The following is a 20417-nucleotide window of genomic DNA, read 5'->3' on the forward strand; positions in this document are numbered from 1 at the left end:
TGAGCCGTGTGGACCAGAAGGAGGGGCTGTGACCGCGTTGACGCATGGGATCGCAGCGACTTCGGGTGACGGGGGCAAGAGCCTGCTGGAGGCCTTCCTCGCCTTGGAGCTTCGTGAAGGCTTCAAGGCCGAGCTCATCGAGGGGGAGATCGTCGTGACCCCACCGCCGGACGGTGAACACGAGACGCTGACCGGCCGGCTCAGCTGGCAGGTGGCCCGCCAGGCACCCAAAGGCCTGGACTTCGCGGCCGGCAAGGGGCTGATCGTTCCCACCGGGCGGTTCATCCCGGACGGTACGTTCACCACTCGCGGGGCGATGATCGGCCGTGGCTCCTGGTCCAAGCCCGAGGGGGTCCTGATGGTCCTGGAGGTCACCTCCAGTCGGCCGAACACGGATCGCATCGACAAGCGCAAGGGCTACGCCGCCGCGGAGATCCCGCTCTACCTGTTGATCGACCGCGAGAGGAACCAGGTCGTTCTGCACAGCGTTCCCGCGCGCGGCGACTACACCACCACCACGGTCGTCCCGATCGGCGATTCCTTGGACCTCCCCGAGCCGTTCGGCTTCACGCTCGACACGGCCGAGCTCGTCGAGTAGGCGTCCCGCATCCCGAGACGCCCCGGCCGGACTCCGGATCGGTGTGCCAGACTGCGAGCGTGTCCTCGCTTTCGCTGATTATTAGCAGCAGGCGCGCCGGTCCGCAGTGACCGCTCCCGCACCACCCGATGCGGAGCGACCACCAGCGTCCAGACCCGCGCGCAGACCTCTCGCACCCGCGAGGGGTCTTTTGTTTTGCCCCGGACCGGCCGGAGCCCCCACAAGGGGCCGAGGGACACCGGGTGCGCGCGGGATGCTGGACAGTGGAGCCGGGTCCCCGAAACCGGCAGAGCACCACCCGACTCGACACAAGGAGTCCCCATGGCCGAGGCCAGCCGCACCGACGACAGCTTCCACGTCTTCGACACCACCCTGCGCGACGGCGCGCAGCGGGAGGGCATCAACCTCACGGTGGCCGACAAGCTGGCGATCGCCCGGCACCTGGACGAGTTCGGCGTCGGCTTCATCGAGGGCGGCTGGCCGGGCGCCAACCCGCGCGACACCGAGTTCTTCGCCCGGGCCGCCGCCGAACTGGACCTCAGGAACGCCCGGCTGGTCGCCTTCGGCGCCACCCGCCGGGCCGGCGGCAAGGCCTCCGAGGACCCGCAGCTGGCTGCCCTGGTCACCTCGGGGGCGCCCGTCGTCACCCTGGTCGCCAAGGCCCACGACCGGCACGTCGAGCTGGCCCTGCGCACCACCCTGGACGAGAACCTGGAGATGGTCCGGGACAGCGTGGCGTACCTGCGCGCCCAGGGCCGCCGGGTCTTCATCGACTGCGAGCACTTCTTCGACGGCTACAAGGCCAACCGCGCGTACGCCCTCGCGGTGGTCCGCGCCGCGCACGAGGCCGGCGCCGACGTGGTGGTGCTCTGCGACACCAACGGCGGGATGCTGCCGGCCGGCGTCCGCGACATCGTCACCGACGTCCTCCGGGACTGCCACACCTACAAGCCCGGCGCGCGGATCGGCATCCACGCCCAGGACGACACCGGTTGCGCGGTGGCCAACACCCTGGCCGCGGTGGACGCCGGCGCCACCCACGTCCAGTGCACCGCCAACGGCTACGGCGAGCGGGTCGGCAACGCCAACCTGTTCCCGGTGGTCGGCGCGCTGGAGATCAAGTACGACCGCCGGGTGCTGCCGCCCGGCAGCCTGGCCGAGATGACCCGGATCTCGCACGCCATCGCCGAGGTCGTCAACCTGGCACCCTCCACCCACCAGCCCTACGTCGGCTTCTCCGCCTTCGCGCACAAGGCGGGCCTGCACGCCTCCGCGATCAAGGTCGACCCGGACCTCTACCAGCACATCGACCCGGAGACGGTCGGCAACACCATGCGGATGCTGGTCTCCGACATGGCCGGCCGCGCCTCGGTCGAGCTCAAGGGCAAGGAGCTGGGCTACGACCTCTCCACCGACCGGGACCTCGCCGGCCGGGTGGTCGCCAGGGTCAAGGAGCAGGAGAACCTCGGCTACACCTACGAGTCCGCCGACGCCTCCTTCGAGCTGCTGCTCCGCGACGAGGTGCGCGGCAGCCGCGAGCGCTTCTACACGCTGGAGTCCTGGCGGACCATCAGCGAGCAGGGCCCCAACGGCTTCTCGGGCAACGAGGCGACGGTGAAGCTCTCGGCCAAGGGCGAGCGGAGGATCGCCACCGGCGAGGGCAACGGCCCGGTCGACGCGCTGGACAAGGCGCTGCGCACCGCGCTGGACGGCATCTACCCGCAGCTGGGCAGGCTGGAGCTGGTGGACTACAAGGTCCGCATCCTGGAGGGCCAGCACGGCACCGGCTCCAAGACCCGGGTGCTGATCGAGACCAGCGACGGCACGGCCGGCTGGTCCACCGTCGGGGTGGCGGACAACGTGGTCGCCGCCTCCTGGCTGGCCCTGGAGGACGCCTACACCTACGGCCTGATCCGCGCGGGCCTGGAGCCCACCGAGTAGCGGCACCGGACGGGCGCCCCCGCAACTCGGCGGGCGCCCCGCACTCGACGTGCGCCCCGTACTCGACGCGTGCGCCCCGCGCGAAACGGGCGCACGCCCACGGCCCACGGACGCCCCCAGGGGTCCGTGGGCCGCACCGTTCGTCCTCCGTCGGCCTTCCTAGCGCAGGCGGGCGAGGAGGGCGTGCTCGACGAGCGTGATGAGGGCGCTCTTGGCGCTGTCACGGCGTCGGGCGTCCAGCGTGATGACCGGGGTGTCGGGGCCGAGTTGGAGGGCTTCGCGGACCTCGTCGGCGGTGTGGGGCTGGTGTCCGTCGAAGCCGTTGAGGGCGACGACGAAGGGCAGGCCGCTGTTCTCGAAGTAGTCGAGGGCGGGGAAGCAGTCGGCGAGGCGTCGGGTGTCGACGAGGACGACGGCGCCGATGGCGCCGCGGACGAGGTCGTCCCACATGAACCAGAAGCGGTCCTGTCCGGGGGTGCCGAACAGGTACAGGATCAGGTCCTCGTCGAGGGTGATGCGGCCGAAGTCCATGGCGACGGTGGTGGTCGTCTTGCCCGAGACGTGGCTGATGTCGTCGATGCCGGCGGACGCGGAGGTCATGACGGCTTCGGTGCGCAGCGGGTTGATCTCGGAGACGGCGCCGACGAGCGTGGTCTTGCCGACGCCGAAGCCACCGGCCACGACGATCTTCGCGGAGGTGGTGGCGCGGGTTGGGGCGGCCGCGTTAGAGCTTGCGAAGTCCACTGAGGACCCTTTCGAGCAGCGTGACGTCGGGCTGGTTTCCGGATTCGCCGCCGGAAGCGGGCTGGTGGATGGCGACCAGGCCGGCTTCGGCCAGGTCGGCCACGAGGATGCGGGCCACTCCCAGGGGCAGGGAGAGCAGCGCCGAAACCTCGGCGACGGACTTCACCTCGGTGCAGAGGGTGCAGATCCGCTGGTGCTCGGGGAGCAGGGTGGCCAGGCGCTGCGGGTCGACACTGGCGGAGACGAGTGCCTCCAGTGCCAGTTCGTAGCGCGGGCGGGTCCGCCCGCCGGTCATCGCGAACGGCCGGATCAGCGGGCCCGAGTCGTGGTCGTCCTCGAACTCCTCGACGTGCCCGGGGTCCTCGGCCGGCGCGTAGCCGGGGTCGGGGCTCTGGCCGGGGACGCCGTGGCCGGTGTGCCGGCCGGGCAGGTGGCCGTCCTGGGCCGGGTATCCGGCCGGCGGCGCGTCGTACGAGGGCTGCGGCTGGGAGTACTGGCCGTACTGGCCCTGCCCCGGACCGTACTGGTGCTGGGGCTGGCCGTACTGCTGCTGGCCGTACTGCTGGCCGTGCGGGCGGTCGTACTGCTGACCGTGGCCGACGACGCCGGGTGCTCCGAAGGCGTCATGGCCCGTGCCAGGGTACGGAACGCCGTACTGGCCGCTGCGGTCGTCGGGCGGTGTCACGGTTCCTCTCCTCACAAGGTGCGGCGGTGCGGTGCGAGCTCGGGCACGAGTCCCCAGCCGGTGTTGCGAAGGCCGTACAACGTCCGAACCCGAGCCCGCCGAAGCGGGCCCGGGACGGTCGTGGAGGTGCTTCGAATACCAGGACGGTATCCGACGAACCGTCAGTGCAGGAGACTGCCCTGGAGTTCTGCGCGGAGCGCGGGGGTGAGGACGGCGCCGGCGCGGTCGACGAGGAGGGCCATTTCGTAGCCGACCAGGCCGATGTCGGAGTCCGGCGAGGCGAGTACGGCGAGGGCGGAGCCGTCGCTGATGGCCATCAGGAAGAGGAAGCCGCGCTCCATCTCGACGACGGTCTGGTTGACCTCGCCGCCCTCGAAGATCCGGCTGGCGCCGGAGGTGAGGGAGGTGAGGCCGGAGGCGACGGCGGCGAGCTGGTCGGCGCGGTCGCGGGGGAACCCTTCGGACATGCACAGCAGGAGGCCGTCCGCGGAGACCACCACCGTGTGCGACACCCCGGGGGTGTTGTCCACGAAATTGGTGATCAGCCAGTTCAGGTTCTGTGCGGCCTGGCTCATCTGACTCAACTCAACGCTCCTGGTGATTCGAGCCGCCGAAGAGATCGGTGCTGCGATTCTGCTGTCCGTTGCCGGACTGGTCTACCTGATCGGGATCGATCCGGAAGCTTCCGGTGTTGCCGGCGCTGCGGCCCTGCTCCACACCGCGGCGCAGGTTGGTGAGGCGTCCACGGACCTCCTCGGGGCTGCGGGAGACCTGCGGCCCGTCCTGCGGAGTGGGCTTGGCGTTGCCGGCCACCAGGTTCTGCTTGGGCACCCGGCGGGGCAGGCCCGCCGGGGTGGTGCCACCGGAGGCGGGCTCGCGGAGCTGCTCGGCGCGCTGCCAGGAGCCGTCGTTGGGCGACTGCCAGGCGGCGCTGGTCGGGCCGGTCGGTCCGGTGGGACCGTACCCGCCCAGCGCGGACACCTCGTGTCCGCGCGATTCGGTCGGCGCCGAGGTGTCCTTGGCGCCGGCGAACCAGTTCGGGGTCTCGCCGGTGTCCTGGCCGCCGCCCTGGAAGGCGGCACCGGAGCCGCCGCCGAGCTGCTGGCCGGGGCGGCGCTGGGGAAGGCCGGACGGCAGGGTGGCGGACGGCTCGGCCGCGGGCAGCGCCGGGGTCTCCGGGCTGTACGGGTGGCCGGCCGGGGCCTCGTCGGCCTGGTGGCCGTACTGCTCGTCGGCGTAGCCGTCGTCGTAGCCCTGGTACTGGCCGTACTGGTCGCCCTGGCCCTGACCCTGGCCCTGGGCCTGGCCGTACTGGTCGTCGGCGTAGCCCTGCTGGGGGAACCGGCCGTAGGCGTCCGGGCCGTACCCGTCCTGCCCGTAGTCGTTGCGGGCGTACTCGTCCTGGCCGTACGCGTACTGCTCGTCGGTGTAGCCGGACTGCTCGTAGCCCTGTCCGCCGTACTGGTCGTCCTGGGCGTAGGCCTCGTCGTTGCGCCGGCCGTACGCCGGGTACTCCTCCTCGACCTCGGCGTCGAGGACCGGCGGCATCTGCGCGGTCTCCGGGCCGGCCTCCAGGGCGGCGCGGCGGACCTGGTCGAGCCGCTGCGAGCGCTGGACGGCCTCAAGGGCCGGGCTGAAGCCGCTGGAGCCGGCGCTGCCGTTGCCGGTGAGGTGGTCGTCGAAGCCGAGCTCGGCGGCGCTGCGCGGCTGGTTCTGGGCGGCGGCCCAGTCGGCCGGGGAGGGCTCCTGGTCGGCGAAGATCCGGGAGACGGTGAACTGCTCCTCCGGCTCCGGCGCCGCACCCATCTGCGTCAGGAACGGCGGCAGCATGACCAGCGAGGTGGTGCCCGCGGACTCGCCCGAGGGGCGGAGCTGGACGCGGACGTCGTGCCGCTGGGAGAGCCGGCCGACCACGAAGAGGCCCATGCGGCGGGAGATGGTGGCGTCGACCGTGGGCGGCTCGGCGAGCTTCTCGTTGATCTCGGCGAAGTCCTCGGCGGTGAGGCCGATGCCCTTGTCGTGGATCTCGACCAGCACCCGGCCGTCCGGCAGGCGGGTCGCGTTGACCAGCACCCGGGTCTGCGGGCTGGAGAACGAGGTGGCGTTCTCCAGCAGCTCGGCGAGGAGGTGGACGAGGTCGGTCACGGCGGCGCCGACGACCTCGGCCTCGGGGATGCCGGCGAGCTCGACGCGCTCGTACTGCTCCACCTCGGAGGCGGCGGCGCGGAGCACGTCGACCAGCGGCACCGGGGTGTTCCAGCGGCGGCCGGCCTCCTCGCCCGCGAGGACGAGCAGGTTCTCACCGTTGCGGCGCATACGGGTGGCCAGGTGGTCCAGCTTGAAGAGGTTCTCCAGCTGGTCCGGGTCGGCCTCGTTGTTCTCCAGGTCGGTGATCAGCGCCAGCTGGCGCTGGATCAGGCCCTGGCTGCGACGCGACAGGTTGGTGAAGATCGCGTTGACGTTCCCTCGCAGCAGCGCCTGCTCGGCGGCGAGCTCGACCGCCTGCCGGTGGACCTGGTCGAAGGCCCGGGCGACCTCGCCGATCTCGTCCTTGCCGTGCAGCGGGATCGGGGTGACCGAGGTGTCCACCCGCTCCGGGTCGGTCTTGGAGAGCTTCTCGACCAGTTCCGGCAGGCGGTGGTCGGCGATCTCCAGGGCGGCGTTGCGCAGGGTGCGCATGCCGAGAATCATCGAGCGGGCCACGTAGCCGGTGAGGACACCGGCGAGGACCAGAGCGGCGAGCACGATCGCCGAGTTGAGGATGGCGTCGTAGAGCGCGTTGTCCCGCAGGTCCGAGGCGTCGTTGAGGACGTCGTCCAGCAGCGCGACCTCGGTGGAGCGCAGGGTGGCGATGTGGGTGTTGGCGGCCTGCTCCCAGTTCTCCTTGCTCAGGCCGGAGTTCTTCGCCTCGTTGAAGGCGGCGTCGGCGGCGGCCTTGCCCTTGGACTGGCCCTCCGCGGCGGCCTGGCTGTACGCGGCACCGAGGGCCATCAGGCCCGTCATGGTGGGCACGCTGCCGTTCGGCATCCGGTACGCGGACCGCTGGTCGGCGGCGGCCTGGGCGACCTGGGCGTCGGAGTAGCGCTTGGCGTCCTCGGGGGCGCTGCCGGTGTTGAACTCGGAGATCGACACCTGCTCCAGCTTCTGGGAGACCAGGAGCTGCTGGATCAGGTCGACGTTCTCGTACCGGGTCGTGGACTGCGCGGATATGCCGACCAGCAGCTGGAGCATCAGCGCGCGCTGGGTCGAGGCCGAGGCCTTGGCCAGCGACATCGCGTAGATCGCGCGGCCCTTGCTGGTGATGTTGGTGCTGCCGAGGCCGACCGAGTTGTCGTAGGCCAGCAGCGGCGCGAGCATCGTCGAGTAGGCGGACTGGGTCGCGGTGGCGAACAGCTCCGGCTTGTAGGCGTTGTCGCGCAGGTGCGGCAGGAACATCACGAGGCTCTGGAAGGACGCGTGCCGGTGCGGGAGCTCACCGGACTTGTCGGTGGCGTCGTAGGCCGCGTTGTACGCCTTGAGCGCGGCGTCCGTGGTCGCACGCGTCTTGACGACGTCGCCGTTCGGGTCCTGGCCGGTCAGCAGGGGGCTGATCGTCTTGTCGCGCTCGTTCTCCAGCGCTTCGGCCAGTTCGGTGGCCGCCTTGGCCAGGCGCGAGGTCTTCTCGGCGCGCGAGGCCTTGATGTAGCCGTCGACCGAGGTGTTGACGCGCAGGCCGCCGAAGACCAGTCCGATGACCACGGGGATCATCAGGATCGCGATCAGACGGGCCGGCACGCGCCAGTTGCGCGGCCGGAGGAACTCGTACCGTCCGCCGTCCTTGCTGCCGCTCCCGTCGTCCGCGGAGCCGCTGCCGCTGCTGCGGCGCTCCGTGGAGGCGGCCGGGGCCTGTGGCTTGGGGGCCGGCGGGCGTTCCTCGACCGGCGTGAACGCGGAGAACCCGGCCTGGTCCGTTGCGGTACCGTTCGGCTCGCTCTGGCGGGGCTCGGAGCGCCGCTGCGGGGCGACTTGCTGCTTACGCCTCACTCGACAACAACCTCTCGGCCGATTGGCGGCCATGGATCAATCCAGCGCTACCCCTGGCAGTGGTCCGCTGCTGGGTGGGACTGCCGTACGGGATTTAGGGGTAGCTGGAATTTCAGCACGTGCAGGGATGGGGGACAAACAGCGGCTGGCGGCACGCTGCTGTGGCATATTTCGGACATTCGCCGACATCGCGGCGCAAAACCGTGGTCTTCTGGCGCTGAGCGACGCTAAATCGCTACGCATGGTCACTGTTGATCACAAAATGCCTACCGAACTGTTATCCGCTGCTTATGCAGGGGTCTTGCGCGAGCCGCGCGGAGGACACCGCCCCGCAAGAGCAGGCGCCCCGGTGCCCGCCGGGCTGGCGGGACACCGGGGCTGCCGGCCTGCGGGCCGCGTTCAGCGCAGGCGGGCGAGGAGGGCGTGCTCGACGAGCGTGATGAGGGCGCTCTTGGCGCTGTCACGGCGTCGGGCGTCCAGGGTGACGACCGGGGTGTCGGGGCCGAGTTGGAGGGCTTCGCGGACCTCGTCGGCGGTGTGGGGCTGGTGTCCGTCGAAGCCGTTGAGGGCGACGACGAAGGGCAGGCCGCTGTTCTCGAAGTAGTCGAGGGCGGGGAAGCAGTCGGCGAGGCGTCGGGTGTCGACGAGGACGACGGCGCCGATGGCGCCGCGGACGAGGTCGTCCCACATGAACCAGAAGCGGTCCTGTCCGGGGGTGCCGAACAGGTACAGGATCAGGTCCTCGTCGAGGGTGATGCGGCCGAAGTCCATGGCGACGGTGGTGGTCGTCTTGCCCGAGACGTGGCTGATGTCGTCGATGCCGGCGGACGCGGAGGTCATGACGGCTTCGGTGCGCAGCGGGTTGATCTCGGAGACGGCGCCGACCAGCGTGGTCTTGCCGACGCCGAAGCCGCCGGCGACGACGATCTTCGCCGAGGTCGTGGCGCGGGTGGCTCCGTTAGAGCTTGCGAAGTCCACTGAGGACCCTTTCGAGCAGCGTGACATCGGGCGTTCCGCCCGACTCGCCCGCGGCGGCGGGCTGGTGGATGGCGACAAGGCCGGCCTCGGCCAGGTCGGCCACGAGGATGCGGGCGACACCGAGCGGCACGCCGGCGAGTGCGGAGATCTCCGCGATGGACTTGACCTCACGGCAGAGGTTCACGATCCGGGAGTGCTCGGGCAGCAGCCCGCCGGACCGCTCGGCGGAGCCGGTGGTCGAGATCAGCGCCTCGATGGCGAGCTGGTACCGGGGCCGGGTGCGGCCTCCGGTCATCGCGTACGGGCGGACCAGCGGCTGCTGCTCGTAGCCGTCGGACTGCTGCCCGCCGTAGCCGCTGCCGTACCCGCTGCCGTACGAGCCGGCGGGTGTCGAAGGCGGGGTCATGGGTCCTCCTTGTGCTGCAGCCTTGGGCAGCCGGTTCCAGCTGGGGCGGTGCCAGCTGAGGCGAAATCAGCTGCCTGAGGGTAGCTGAGGGTGAGGCGCCGGGTCTGGTCGGGTCAGACCCGGCGGGGAGGTGGGACGGATGGGGTCGGCCGCTCAGGGGACTCAGTGCAGGAGACTGCCCTGGAGTTCTGCGCGGAGTGCGGGGGTGAGGACGGCGCCGGCGCGGTCGACGAGGAGGGCCATTTCGTAGCCGACCAGGCCGATGTCGGAGTCCGGCGAGGCGAGTACGGCGAGGGCGGAGCCGTCGCTGATGGCCATCAGGAAGAGGAAGCCGCGCTCCATCTCGACGACGGTCTGGTTGACCTCGCCGCCCTCGAAGATCCGGCTGGCGCCGGAGGTGAGGGAGGTGAGGCCGGAGGCGACGGCGGCGAGCTGGTCGGCGCGGTCGCGGGGGAACCCTTCGGACATGCACAGCAGGAGGCCGTCCGCGGAGACCACCACCGTGTGCGACACCCCGGGGGTGTTGTCCACGAAATTGGTGATCAGCCAGTTCAGGTTCTGTGCGGCCTGGCTCATCTGATTCAACTCAACGCTCCTGATGATCTGCGCCATTGCCGTCGGTACGGCCCCCGAAGCTATCGAACCCGGGCTGCTGGGCACCATGCTGATTGACCTGGCCGCCGGGGTTTCCCGGGCCGGCCGCCTGCTCCGCGCCGACCCTGCGGCCCTGCTGGATGCCGCGGCGCAGGTTGGTCAGCCGGCCGCGCACCTCCTCCGGAGCCCGGGAGACCTGGGGACCGGTCAGCGGGGACGCCTCGGCGGTCCCGGAGACCAGGTTGGCCTGCGGGGTCCGCCGGGGCAGGCCCGACATCGTGACGCCGTTGGTCGAGGGCTCGCGGACCTGCTCGGCCCGGCGCCAGCGCTCGTCGTTGGCGGACGGGCGCCACGGGGCGTCGCCCTGGCCGGGCAGGCCGTGCTGCGGGGCCTGCTGGGCCTGCTGGGGCTGGGCCTGCGCCTGGGGGGCGTGCTGCTGGGCCTGGGGGGCCTGCTCCTGGACCCCCGGGGCGGTGGTCCCGGGCCGGCGCGGCTGGTACTGCCGCGGCCGGGCCGCCTGCGCGGCCTGGTCCTGCTGACCGTTCTCGGGGAACCAGGCCTGCTCGTTCGGCCCGAAGGCCGGCGAACCGCCCTGGGGGCCGCCGTCGGACGGACCGGTCGGCAGCGCCATCGGCTCCTGGCGGACGGGCTCCTGTCGCACCGGCTCCGGCCGGGCGGCCGGGTTCGGCACGTTCGGCAGGACCGGCTCGACCAGGCCGAGGCCCAGCGGGTCACGCGGGTCGATCTCGCTCGCCTCGAAGCGCGGCCGGGCGAACTGCGCGGTGCTCTCCATCGACGAGGACTCGGCCGGCGGCAGCTGGTGGGGCTGCGGCTGCGGCTGGACCTGCTGCGGCTGGGTCTGCTGCGGCGGAAGCTGCGGCTGACGGCCCTGCTGCGGCGCGTCCGGGCCGGGGCGCTGCGGACGGCGCGGACCCTGCGGACCCTGGCCGCCCGGACCCTGCGGACCCTGGGGACCCTGGCCACCCGGACCCTGCGGGGCCTGGCCGGGCTGGCGGCGCTGCGGCAGGCCGTCCTGTGGCCGGCCCGGGCGGGCGCCCTGCGGGGCCCCCGGGCGGCCGGACTGGTCGGCCCAGCCGTGCTGCGGCTGCTCGCCGGTCCGGGCACCCGGACCGCCGTTGAACTCGCCGCCGGGCCGCGGCCGCTCCTGGCCGGGGCCGGGGCGGCGGCCTTCGGCGGGCCGGCCCGGACCGCCCTGCGGCGCGCCGGGCTGCTGCTGGCCGCGGCGGGGCAGGCCACCGGGGCCGCCCTGCGGCGGGCCCTGCCGGCCCGGGTTGCGCTGCGGGAGGCCGCCCTGCTGGTTCTGCTGGCCGGGCTGGCCCTGCTGGTTCTGCTGAGCGGACTGGCCGGGCTGGCCCTGGCGTCCCTGCGGCGGGGTCTCGCGCAGCGACTGGCCGGCCTGGCGGGTCGGCAGGCCGTTGCCACCCGGGGCGCCCGGACCGCCCGGACCACCGGGGCCGCCCTGGCCGAGCTGCGGACGGCCCTGCGGGGCGCCGCCCGCCGGACCCTGGCCGAGCGCGGCCGGGCCGCCGGGGGGAGCGGGCACCTGGCGCTGCTGGCGCGGCGTCGGGGCGACCCCGCGCTGCTGCTTGGCCTGGGCCGGGCCGGGACGGCCGGCGCCGCGGCGGTCGGCCGTGTTGGTGACGTCCACCGGGAGCATGACCAGCGCGGTGGTGCCGCCGGAGTCGCTGGGGCGCAGCTGGATCCGGATGCCGTGTCGCAGGGACAGGCGGCCGACCACGAAGAGGCCCATGCGGCGGGAGACCGAGACGTCCACCGTCGGCGGGTTGGCGAGGCGCTCGTTGATGTCGGCGAGGTCGTCGGGGCTGAGGCCGATGCCGGTGTCGTGGATCTCGACCAGCACCCGGCCGTCCGGCAGCGCGTGGCCGGTGACCCGGACGCGGGTCTGCGGGCTGGAGAACGAGGTGGCGTTCTCCAGCAGCTCTGCGAGCAGGTGGACGAGGTCGTTGACGACGCGGCCGGCGACCTCGGCCGACGGCACCGAGGCGAGTTCGATGCGCTCGTACTGCTCCACCTCGGAGGCGGCGGCGCGGAGCACGTCGACCAGCGGGACGGGGCGGGTCCAACGGCGGCCCGGGTCCTCACCGGCGAGGACGAGGAGGTTTTCGCCGTTGCGGCGCATACGGGTCGCGAGGTGGTCCAGCTTGAAGAGGTTGGCCAGCTGGTCCGGGTCGGCCTCGCGGCTCTCCAGCTCGGAGATGAGCGACAGCTGGCGCTGGATGAGGCCCTGGCTGCGGCGCGACAGGTTGGTGAACATCGCGTTGATGTTGCCGCGGAGGAGGGCCTGCTCGGCGGCGAGGCGGACGGCCTCGCTGTGCACCATGTCGAAGGCGTGGGCCACGTGGCCGATCTCGTCGGTGGAGTCGACGGCGACGGGCTCGACGGTGACGTCGACGTCGTGCGGGTCGCTCTCGGAGAGCGTCTTGACCAGCTCGGGCAGACGCCGCTCGGCGACGTCCTCGGCCGCGGCCTGCAGACGGGTCAGCGAGCGCACCATCGAGCGGGCGATGACGGCGGCGCCACCGAGGGCGACGAGCAGCACCAGCGCGACGGCGGCACCGATGATCAGGGCTTCGGTGTCGGCCTGGGACTGGAGGTCCTGGGCCTTACCGTCGAGGTCCTCGATCAGCTTGCCCTCGATCCGGCGCTCGGCCGTGATCTTGGCGCTGATCTTCTCGTACCAGTCCTTGTAGCTGACCGGCTCGGTCTGGTGGATACCGCTCTGCTGGAGGATCGAGCGCGAGTAGCGGTCGCCCTCGGCGACCACCGAGTTGTAGCTGAGCTGGCCGCGCAGGTTGTCCAGGTCGTGCGAGGTGTAGATGTTGTTGAAGCTGGTCAGCGCGTTGTCGTAGGACGTGCGCAGGCGGATGCCGAAGGACTCGTCGCTCAGGCTGAGGTCGGGCTTCGGGTTGGCGAGCGCGGCGCTGATCAGCGCACGCTGCTGCGAGGTGGCGTTCTTGGCCAGCGAGAACTGCTGGAGCGCGCGGGTGGCGCGGACCAGGTCCTTGTTGTTGGACGCGAGGGCGATGTCCTGGGAGATCGACAGCAGGTCTCGGATGATCACGTCGTAGGCGGTGATCGTGGCCTGGATGTTCTGGTTGTTCTGGTACGGGTTGCCGCGGGCGTCCGAGATCGAGTTCAGGTCGCGGCGGATCTGGAAGAGCAGCGCCTTGCCGCCGGAGAGTTCGAGGTTCTCGAACTTGTCCGAGGACGCGGTGAAGGTGCGGTTCAGGTCGTCGGTGATCTTGCGGGCGCTGACGATGTCGTCGTCGAGCGGCTTCTGCGGGTCCGCGGTGATCGGGCCGGCGCTGATGTCCCGCTCGTTCTGGAGGGCGTCGGCGAGGTTGGTCGCCTTCTTGGCCAGGTCGGAGAGGTTGGCCATCTGGGCCAGCTGCTGCGAGGCCTCGAGCGAGGTCTGGATGCGCAGGCCACCGAGGACGAGCGCGACCAGCACGGGGAGCGCGAGCAGGGCGATCAGGCGGGTACGGATCCGCCAGTTGCGCATCGCCAGCCGGCTCATACCGGTGGCGCGCCGCCGGGTGAGGGTCGTGCGGAGCTTGTCCCGGGTGGACTTCCGGTCCTGTTGGCCGTCGTCCTCCGGGCGGCCGCCCGCATCGAGTGTCGGCTGGCCCGGCCCGCCGGGCGCCGCCGCTTGCTGCGGGGCTGCCACAGGCTCACGCGACTCCGGGTCACCCGCGGCGCCGCTACCCCTTTTGAAACGTCCCTGCACTGGCGTCGCAACCTCTGGACCGGGCGTCCCGCCGCGTCGCCACGGCCTGGACGGTGTCGAGTTTCCATCCGCACCCCGGCCGGTCCGGGAGAGCGGGTCACCGGGGTGGACTACTCCCTACCCACGGTCCGTGGCATTCCAGCACAGCCGGGGAATCCCAACAAGGGCCGCCTGGGCTCACCCGGCGGCGCTACGGACCGCGCGCGCGATTTCACTGACTGTGCGGTAACCGGACCGGAATACCGCCTTTTTCGGACACTCGCCAGATACATGCCAAGCCGACCCGAGATCAACTGGACGAGCAGAGCATCCGGCATGCCCGATATATCCGATATGCCGGTAAAACCTGATGCTTCGATATGTCGGATATAAGAGAATTGCTCGTCAATTTGTGAGCAAAATCACAGGCCAATGTGTAGCTTTGGTCACGGTCCCTGTGGAAAGAGATCCGTAACCTGGGCTGCATCCGGAGCACGGCCCCGATCAGCCTGCCCAGAATCTCCCCGAATCACTCAGGCCGGCTCCGGTTCACACCGCGGTGCCGTCCACGACCCCGAGGTGCTGTCGAGATGTCCCAGGCGAACAAGGCCGCCACCGAGTCCACGTCCACCAGCCGTTCCACGGCGAACCCGCGCCGGACGACGCTGGCGTCGGTCGAGGACTTCAGCAAGATCCCGGGCGCCCGCAGGTCCGAGGACGTGGTGACCTACGCCACCGAGCTGCCCTCCAACACGGCCAACCCGCGCCGCACCCAGCTGATGGTCGCCCCGGCGACCGCCGTCGCGCAGGGCTGAGCCCTCCGCGCCCGCCGAGCCGTTCCGCGCCCGCCGAGCCGTTCCGCGCTCGCCGGGCCGGCCCGCGCTCCGCAGAGGGCGCCGGGGCCGCCCCATCCGGCGGCCCCGGCGCCCTCTGTCGTTCCCGGGCCCCGCTCCCGTTCCGGCCGGCGTGCGCCCGAGACGGGCGCAACCCCGCTGAACAGGGGCAAAGCGGCCGCCGGGAGGCCCGCGCGATAGCCTGGTTGACGATTGAGCGGGGCCGGGCCCGAGTGCGCGGCGCCCACCAGCGCCCGGGCGCGCCCCGGGCGGCCGACGAAGCGAGGGGTAGCCCAGCCGTGCGCATTGCCAGGTTTTCCGTCCGGGAAGGAAGCCCTGCCGCCGGCAGCGTCTCCTTCGGAGTGGTCGAGGGCGACCCGGCCCAGCCCGAGTCTCTGGTCGTCCACGCCCTGGCCGGCCACCCGTTCGGGCAGCCCCAGCCCACCGGTGAGAGCTACCGGTTCCAGGACGTCCGGCTGCTCAGCCCGATGCTGCCCAACAAGATCGTCGCGGTCGGCCGCAACTACGCGGCCCACGCGGCCGAACTGGGCAACGCCGTGCCGGACGCTCCGCTCACCTTCTTCAAGCCGTCCACCTCGGTGATCGGCCCGACCGAGTCGATCGCCTACCCGCCGTTCTCCTCCGACGTCCACCACGAGGCCGAACTGGCCGTGGTGATCGGCCGGATGTGCCGCGAGGTCCCGCTGGAGCGGGTGCCCGAGGTGATCCTCGGCTACACCTGCGCCAACGACGTCACCGCGCGCGACGTCCAGCAGCGCGAGGGCCAGTGGGCCCGGGCCAAGGGCTTCGACACCGCCTGCCCGCTCGGCCCGTGGATCGAGACCGACCTCGACCCGGCCGACATCGCCGTCACCTGCACGGTCAACGGCGAGCTGAGGCAGGCCGGCCGCACCTCCCTGATGATCCGCTCGGTCGCCGAGCTGATCGTCCACATCTCCGAGGCCATGACGCTGCTGCCCGGCGACGTCATCCTCACCGGCACACCCGCTGGGGTGGGCCCCCTCAACGTCGGCGACGAGGTCGCCGTCTCCATCGAAGGCATCGGCACTCTCACCAACAAGGTGATCAAGCGTGGCTAATGAAATGCTCAGCGGCTCGACCGCGGGCAACCCGTCCGTCCGGGTTCGCTTCTGTCCGTCCCCGACCGGGAACCCGCACGTGGGCCTGGTCCGGACGGCCCTCTTCAACTGGGCCTTCGCCCGCCACAACGGCGGCACGATGGTCTTCCGGATCGAGGACACGGACTCCGCCCGCGACTCCGAGGAGTCGTACAACCAGCTGCTCGACGCCATGCGCTGGCTCGGGTTCGACTGGGACGAGGGCCCGGAGGTCGGCGGCCCGCACGAGCCGTACCGCCAGTCGCAGCGGATGGACATCTACGCCGACGTCGCCCGGCGCCTGCACGAGGCCGGTCACGCCTACTACTGCTACTGCTCCACCGAGGAGCTGGACGCCCGCCGCGAGGCCGCCCGCGCGGCGGGCAAGCCCTCCGGCTACGACGGCCACTGCCGGGAGCTGACGGACGACCAGGTCGCCGTCTACAAGCTGGAGAAGCGCGAGCCGATCCTGCGCTTCCGGATGCCCGACCGGACCATCGCCTTCGACGACCTGGTGCGCGGCACGCTCACCTTCGAGCCGGAGAACGTGCCCGACTACGGCATCGTCCGGGCCAACGGCGCGCCGCTCTACACCCTGGTCAACCCGGTGGACGACGCCCTGATGGGCATCACCCACGTGCTCCGCGGCGAGGACCTGCTCTCCTCGACCCCGCGCCAGATCGCGCTCTACGCGGCGCTCGCCGAGATCGGCGTCGGCGACGGGACCACCCCGCGCTTCGGCCACCTGCCGTACGTGATGGGCGAGGGCAACAAGAAGCTCTCCAAGCGCGACCCGCAGGCCTCGCTCAACCTGTACCGCGAGCGCGGCTTCATCCCCGAGGGCCTGCTCAACTACCTGTCGCTGCTCGGCTGGTCGCTCTCCGCGGACGACGACATCTTCAGCGTGGAGCAGCTGGTCGCGGCGTTCGACATCGCCGACGTCAACGCCAACCCGGCCCGCTTCGACCTCAAGAAGTGCGAGCACATCAACGCCGAGCACCTGCGCAAGCTGGCTCCGGAGGACTTCGTCCGGCGCCTGGTGCCGTACCTGCAGGCCCCCGGCCTGCTGCCGGCCGAGCCGACCGCCGAGCAGCTGGAGCTGCTGGCCAAGGTGGCGCCGCTCACCCAGGAGCGGATGGTCGTGCTGAGCGAGATCGTGAACATGGCCGGCTTCCTCTTCGTCGACCCGGCCGACTTCGCGCTCGACCCGGACGACGCGGCCAAGGTCCTGACCGCGGACGCCCGCCCGGTGCTGGAGGCCAGCATCAAGGCGCTGGAGGCGCTGGACGACTTCTCCCCGGAGCCGATCCAGGCCGCGCTGCGCGAGGCCCTGGTGGACGGCCTGGGCATCAAGCCCAAGTTCGCCTTCACGCCGCTGCGGGTGGCCGTCACCGGCCGCCGGGTCTCCCCGCCGCTGTTCGAGTCGATGGAGCTCCTCGGGCGCCCCGAGACGCTGCGCCGGCTGACCTCCGCGCTGGCCGCCGTCCCGGCTGCCTGAGCCCCGCGCGGGCGGCTGCGGGCCCGGTTCCGACCTGGCCCGCAGCCGCCCCGGCCACGGCCTGGGGTTATCGATTTTGGAGCCAGGGCCGACGTCGGGTAATGTTCTTTCTGCGCCGCCCGGGAGGGAACGGACGAGGGAGCGAAAGCCCCCCGGCCGGGACCGAACGAGAGGCGCAACGCCTGGGAAGATCCCGACGAGGGTTCAACTCTGGTGGGGTATGGTGTAATTGGCAGCACGAGTGATTCTGGTTCATTTAGTCTAGGTTCGAGTCCTGGTACCCCAGCGCAGTACAGCAGTAACAGCAGTACCGCAGTACAAATGAAGATCAAGCCCCCGTTGTGTAGCGGCCTAGCACGCTGCCCTCTCACGGCAGTAGCGCCGGTTCGAATCCGGTCGGGGGTACTGATCCCGCAAGGGATCACCTGGAAAGCCCCCGTTGTGTAGCGGCCTAGCACGCTGCCCTCTCACGGCAGTAGCGCCGGTTCGAATCCGGTCGGGGGTACTGATCCCGCAAGGGATCACCAGGAAGCCCCCGTTGTGTAGCGGCCTAGCACGCTGCCCTCTCACGGCAGTAGCGCCGGTTCGAATCCGGTCGGGGGTACCAGAGCACGAAGCCGATGGGCTCGCCCCATCGGCCGATTGCTTTGTTGGGGTATGGTGTAATTGGCAGCACGAGTGATTCTGGTTCATTTAGTCTAGGTTCGAGTCCTGGTACCCCAGCCAGATAGAGAACGAAGCCCCGGTCGCCGGGGCTTTCTGCATTTCCGGGCATATTCCCGGAGCATTCCCCGCGCCTTGTAAAAAGGGCCCCGCACACCGGAGTGTGCGGGGCCCTTTTTCCGTGGGGGAGGTCGCCGGCGGGGAGTCCGGCGGATCGGTCAGCCGCGGCGCAGGGCCTCGGTGAGGCGGTTGGCGGCCTCGATGATGGCCTGGGCGTGCAGCCGGCCGGGGTGGCGGGTCAGGCGCTCGATCGGGCCGGAGACGGAGACGGCGGCCACCACGCGGTTGGAGGGGCCGCGCACGGGTGCGGAGACGGACGCCACGCCCGGCTCGCGCTCGCCGATCGACTGGGCCCAGCCACGGCGCCGGACGCCGCTCAGGGCGGTGGCGGTGAAGCGGGCGCCCTGGAGGCCGCGGTGGAGCCGCTCGGGCTCCTCCCAGGCCAGCAGGACCTGGGCGGCCGAGCCGGCCTTCATCGGCAGGGTGCTGCCGACCGGGACGGTGTCCCGCAGGCCGGAGAGCCGCTCGGCGGCGGCTACGCAGATCCGCATCTCGCCCTGCCGGCGGTAGAGCTGTGCGCTCTCGCCGGTGACGTCGCGCAGGTGGGTCAGGACCGGGCCCGCGGTGGCGAGCAGCCGGTCCTCGCCCGCCGCGGCGGAGAGTTCGGAGAGACGGGGGCCGAGGATGAACCGGCCCTGCATGTCCCTGGTGACGAGTCGGTGGTGTTCGAGTGCGACGGCGAGTCTGTGGGCCGTGGGGCGCGCCAGACCAGTGGCGGCGACCAGCCCCGCCAACGTGGCGGGGCCCGACTCCAGTGCGCTCAGCACCAGAGCGGCCTTGTCGAGAACGCCGACGCCGCTAGAGTTGTCCATGCCCTAAGACTGCAGTCTCATTCCGCGAGACGCAAGTTCAATCTTCCGCGAAAAGCGCCACTCTGGATGCAGCAGCCCGGGAGACATCCAGGATGCGGCCCCCGCCAGGTGTCCGCATCGTGGACACCGATCCGGAGTGCAGGTCGCGCGACGCGAGCCTCACAGGGCGGCGAACGCACTGACCTCGACGACACGAGAAGGCCGGCAACGCGGCCGGCTGGAGGGAATCCGATGGGACGGACACTCGCAGAGAAGGTCTGGGACGACCACGTCGTGCGGCGCGCGGAGGGCGAGCCCGACCTGCTCTTCATCGACCTGCACCTGCTCCACGAGGTGACCAGCCCGCAGGCCTTCGACGGCCTCCGGCTGGCCGGGCGCAAGGTCCGCCGGACCGATCTGACGATCGCCACCGAGGACCACAACACCCCCACCCTGGACATCGACAAGCCCATCGCGGACCCCGTGTCCCGGGTGCAGCTGGAGACGCTGCGCCGCAACGCCGCCGAGTTCGGCGTCCGGATCCACTCGCTCGGCGACGTCGAGCAGGGCGTCGTGCACGTGGTCGGCCCGCAGCTGGGCCTGACCCAGCCCGGCACCACCGTCGTCTGCGGTGACTCCCACACCTCCACCCACGGCGCGTTCGGCGCCCTGGCGTTCGGCATCGGCACCAGCCAGGTCGAGCACGTACTGGCCACCCAGACGCTTCCGCTGGCGCCGTTCAGGACCATGGCGATCACGGTCGAGGGCGAGCTGCCCGAAGGCGTCACCGCGAAGGACCTGATCCTGGCGATCATCACCAGGATCGGCACCGGCGGCGGCCAGGGCTACGTCCTGGAGTACCGCGGCTCCGCGATCCGCAGCCTCTCCATGGAGGCCCGGATGACCATCTGCAACATGTCGATCGAGGCGGGCGCCCGGGCCGGCATGATCGCCCCGGACCAGACCACCTTCGACTACCTGGAGGGCCGCCCGCACGCGCCCGAGGGCGAGGACTGGGACGCCGCGGTCGCGTACTGGAAGACCCTGGTCACCGACGAGGACGCGGTCTTCGACCACGAGATCTTCATCGACGCGAGCGAGCTGACCCCCTTCGTCACCTGGGGCACCAATCCCGGCCAGGGCGCCCCGCTCGGCGCGAACGTGCCGGACCCGGCCTCCTTCGCCGACCCGCAGGAGCGGACCGCCGCCGAGAACGCCCTGAAGTACATGGGCCTGGAGGCCGGCACCCCGCTGCGCGAGGTGAAGGTCGACGCCGTCTTCGTCGGCTCCTGCACCAACGGCCGGATCGAGGACCTGCGGGCCGCCGCGGCCATCCTGGAGGGCCGCTCCGTCGCCGAGGGCGTACGGATGCTGGTCGTCCCCGGCTCGGTGCGGGTCGCCCTGCAGGCCGTCGAGGAGGGCCTGGACAAGGTGTTCACCGCCGCCGGCGCCGAGTGGCGCCACGCGGGCTGCTCGATGTGCCTGGGCATGAACCCCGACCAGCTGGCCCCCGGCGAGCGCTGCGCCTCCACCTCGAACCGCAACTTCGAGGGCCGCCAGGGCAAGGGCGGCCGCACCCACCTGGTGTCGCCGCAGGTCGCCGCCGCCACCGCCGTCCTGGGCCGGCTGGCCGCGCCCGCCGACCTCTCGTCCAACGTCGCTGTGGAGGCCTGAGCA

General features: G+C 71.4%; 15 protein-coding genes and 5 tRNA genes. 11 read left to right on the plus strand and 9 right to left on the minus strand.

Annotated elements, in window-relative coordinates; all coding sequences use genetic code 11:
• Positions 1 to 28: 28 nt before the first annotated feature.
• Entirely contained in the window at positions 29 to 598 is a 570-nt protein-coding gene (locus J5Y04_RS09365; protein ID WP_307853014.1) for a Uma2 family endonuclease, read from the plus strand.
• Between the two features lie 321 nt (positions 599 to 919).
• Positions 920 to 2539 carry a citramalate synthase gene (gene cimA / locus J5Y04_RS09370; RefSeq protein WP_209411390.1) on the plus strand — a complete coding sequence of 540 codons (1620 nt, stop codon included), beginning with the start codon at positions 920 to 922 and terminating at the stop codon, positions 2537 to 2539.
• A gap of 159 nt (positions 2540 to 2698) precedes the next feature.
• On the opposite strand, the gene J5Y04_RS09375 is transcribed toward cimA, so the two are convergent.
• From J5Y04_RS09375 to J5Y04_RS09410, 8 genes are all read right to left on the minus strand, one after another.
• The gene (locus J5Y04_RS09375; RefSeq protein WP_209411391.1) at positions 2699 to 3283 is read right to left on the minus strand and encodes an ATP/GTP-binding protein; all 585 of its coding nucleotides are present in this window, start codon (positions 3281 to 3283) and stop codon (positions 2699 to 2701) included.
• Positions 3264 to 3968, minus strand: coding sequence for a DUF742 domain-containing protein (locus tag J5Y04_RS43485; protein ID WP_209411392.1), 705 nt, complete (start codon positions 3966 to 3968; stop codon positions 3264 to 3266). The genes J5Y04_RS09375 and J5Y04_RS43485 overlap by 20 nt, the downstream gene beginning before the upstream one ends.
• A gap of 161 nt (positions 3969 to 4129) precedes the next feature.
• Positions 4130 to 4543, minus strand: coding sequence for a roadblock/LC7 domain-containing protein (locus J5Y04_RS09385; protein ID WP_097236138.1), 414 nt, complete (start codon positions 4541 to 4543; stop codon positions 4130 to 4132).
• A 10-nt stretch (positions 4544 to 4553) separates the two neighbouring features.
• The gene (locus J5Y04_RS09390; protein ID WP_307853015.1) at positions 4554 to 7991 is read right to left on the minus strand and encodes a nitrate- and nitrite sensing domain-containing protein; all 3438 of its coding nucleotides are present in this window, start codon (positions 7989 to 7991) and stop codon (positions 4554 to 4556) included.
• Positions 7992 to 8390: 399 nt separating this feature from the next.
• A complete protein-coding gene (locus J5Y04_RS09395; RefSeq protein WP_148642811.1) occupies positions 8391 to 8969 on the minus strand; it encodes an ATP/GTP-binding protein in 579 nt (192 codons plus the stop codon).
• Positions 8950 to 9375, minus strand: a complete 426-nt coding sequence (locus J5Y04_RS09400) for a DUF742 domain-containing protein (protein WP_148642810.1) — start codon at positions 9373 to 9375, stop codon at positions 8950 to 8952. Before J5Y04_RS09400 ends, J5Y04_RS09395 begins: the two co-directional genes overlap by 20 nt.
• Positions 9376 to 9537: 162 nt before the next feature.
• Positions 9538 to 9951: a roadblock/LC7 domain-containing protein gene (locus tag J5Y04_RS09405; protein ID WP_097236138.1), complete on the minus strand. Its 414-nt coding sequence runs from the start codon at positions 9949 to 9951 to the stop codon at positions 9538 to 9540.
• Between the two features lie 10 nt (positions 9952 to 9961).
• A complete protein-coding gene (locus tag J5Y04_RS09410) occupies positions 9962 to 13678 on the minus strand; it encodes a nitrate- and nitrite sensing domain-containing protein (RefSeq protein ID WP_307853016.1) in 3717 nt (1238 codons plus the stop codon).
• A gap of 629 nt (positions 13679 to 14307) precedes the next feature.
• Here J5Y04_RS09410 and J5Y04_RS09415 point away from each other — a divergent pair.
• From J5Y04_RS09415 to J5Y04_RS09450, 8 genes are all read left to right on the plus strand, one after another.
• A complete protein-coding gene (locus tag J5Y04_RS09415; protein ID WP_209411394.1) occupies positions 14308 to 14532 on the plus strand; it encodes a hypothetical protein in 225 nt (74 codons plus the stop codon).
• Positions 14533 to 14849: 317 nt separating this feature from the next.
• The gene (locus tag J5Y04_RS09420; protein WP_209411395.1) at positions 14850 to 15650 is read left to right on the plus strand and encodes a fumarylacetoacetate hydrolase family protein; all 801 of its coding nucleotides are present in this window, start codon (positions 14850 to 14852) and stop codon (positions 15648 to 15650) included.
• A gap of 4 nt (positions 15651 to 15654) precedes the next feature.
• Positions 15655 to 17166, plus strand: coding sequence for a glutamate--tRNA ligase (gltX, locus tag J5Y04_RS09425; RefSeq protein ID WP_209411544.1), 1512 nt, complete (start codon positions 15655 to 15657; stop codon positions 17164 to 17166).
• A 214-nt stretch (positions 17167 to 17380) separates the two neighbouring features.
• A tRNA-Gln gene (locus tag J5Y04_RS09430) sits at positions 17381 to 17452 on the plus strand.
• 46 nt (positions 17453 to 17498) lie between these two features.
• Positions 17499 to 17571, plus strand: a tRNA-Glu gene (locus J5Y04_RS09435).
• Between the two features lie 27 nt (positions 17572 to 17598).
• Positions 17599 to 17671: transfer RNA gene (locus J5Y04_RS09440), tRNA-Glu, on the plus strand.
• Positions 17672 to 17697: 26 nt separating this feature from the next.
• Positions 17698 to 17773: transfer RNA gene (locus tag J5Y04_RS09445), tRNA-Glu, on the plus strand.
• 44 nt (positions 17774 to 17817) lie between these two features.
• A tRNA-Gln gene (locus tag J5Y04_RS09450) sits at positions 17818 to 17892 on the plus strand.
• Between the two features lie 155 nt (positions 17893 to 18047).
• Here J5Y04_RS09450 and ndgR read toward each other — a convergent pair.
• Positions 18048 to 18761: an IclR family transcriptional regulator NdgR gene (ndgR, locus tag J5Y04_RS09455; protein WP_148642806.1), complete on the minus strand. Its 714-nt coding sequence runs from the start codon at positions 18759 to 18761 to the stop codon at positions 18048 to 18050.
• A 231-nt stretch (positions 18762 to 18992) separates the two neighbouring features.
• On the opposite strand from ndgR, the gene leuC reads away from it, so the two are divergent.
• Positions 18993 to 20414, plus strand: coding sequence for a 3-isopropylmalate dehydratase large subunit (gene leuC / locus J5Y04_RS09460; RefSeq protein WP_148642805.1), 1422 nt, complete (start codon positions 18993 to 18995; stop codon positions 20412 to 20414).
• Positions 20415 to 20417 lie beyond the last annotated feature (3 nt).

The sequence above is a fragment of the Kitasatospora sp. RG8 genome, from assembly GCF_017813315.1.
Classification (GTDB): Bacteria; Actinomycetota; Actinomycetes; order Streptomycetales; family Streptomycetaceae; genus Kitasatospora.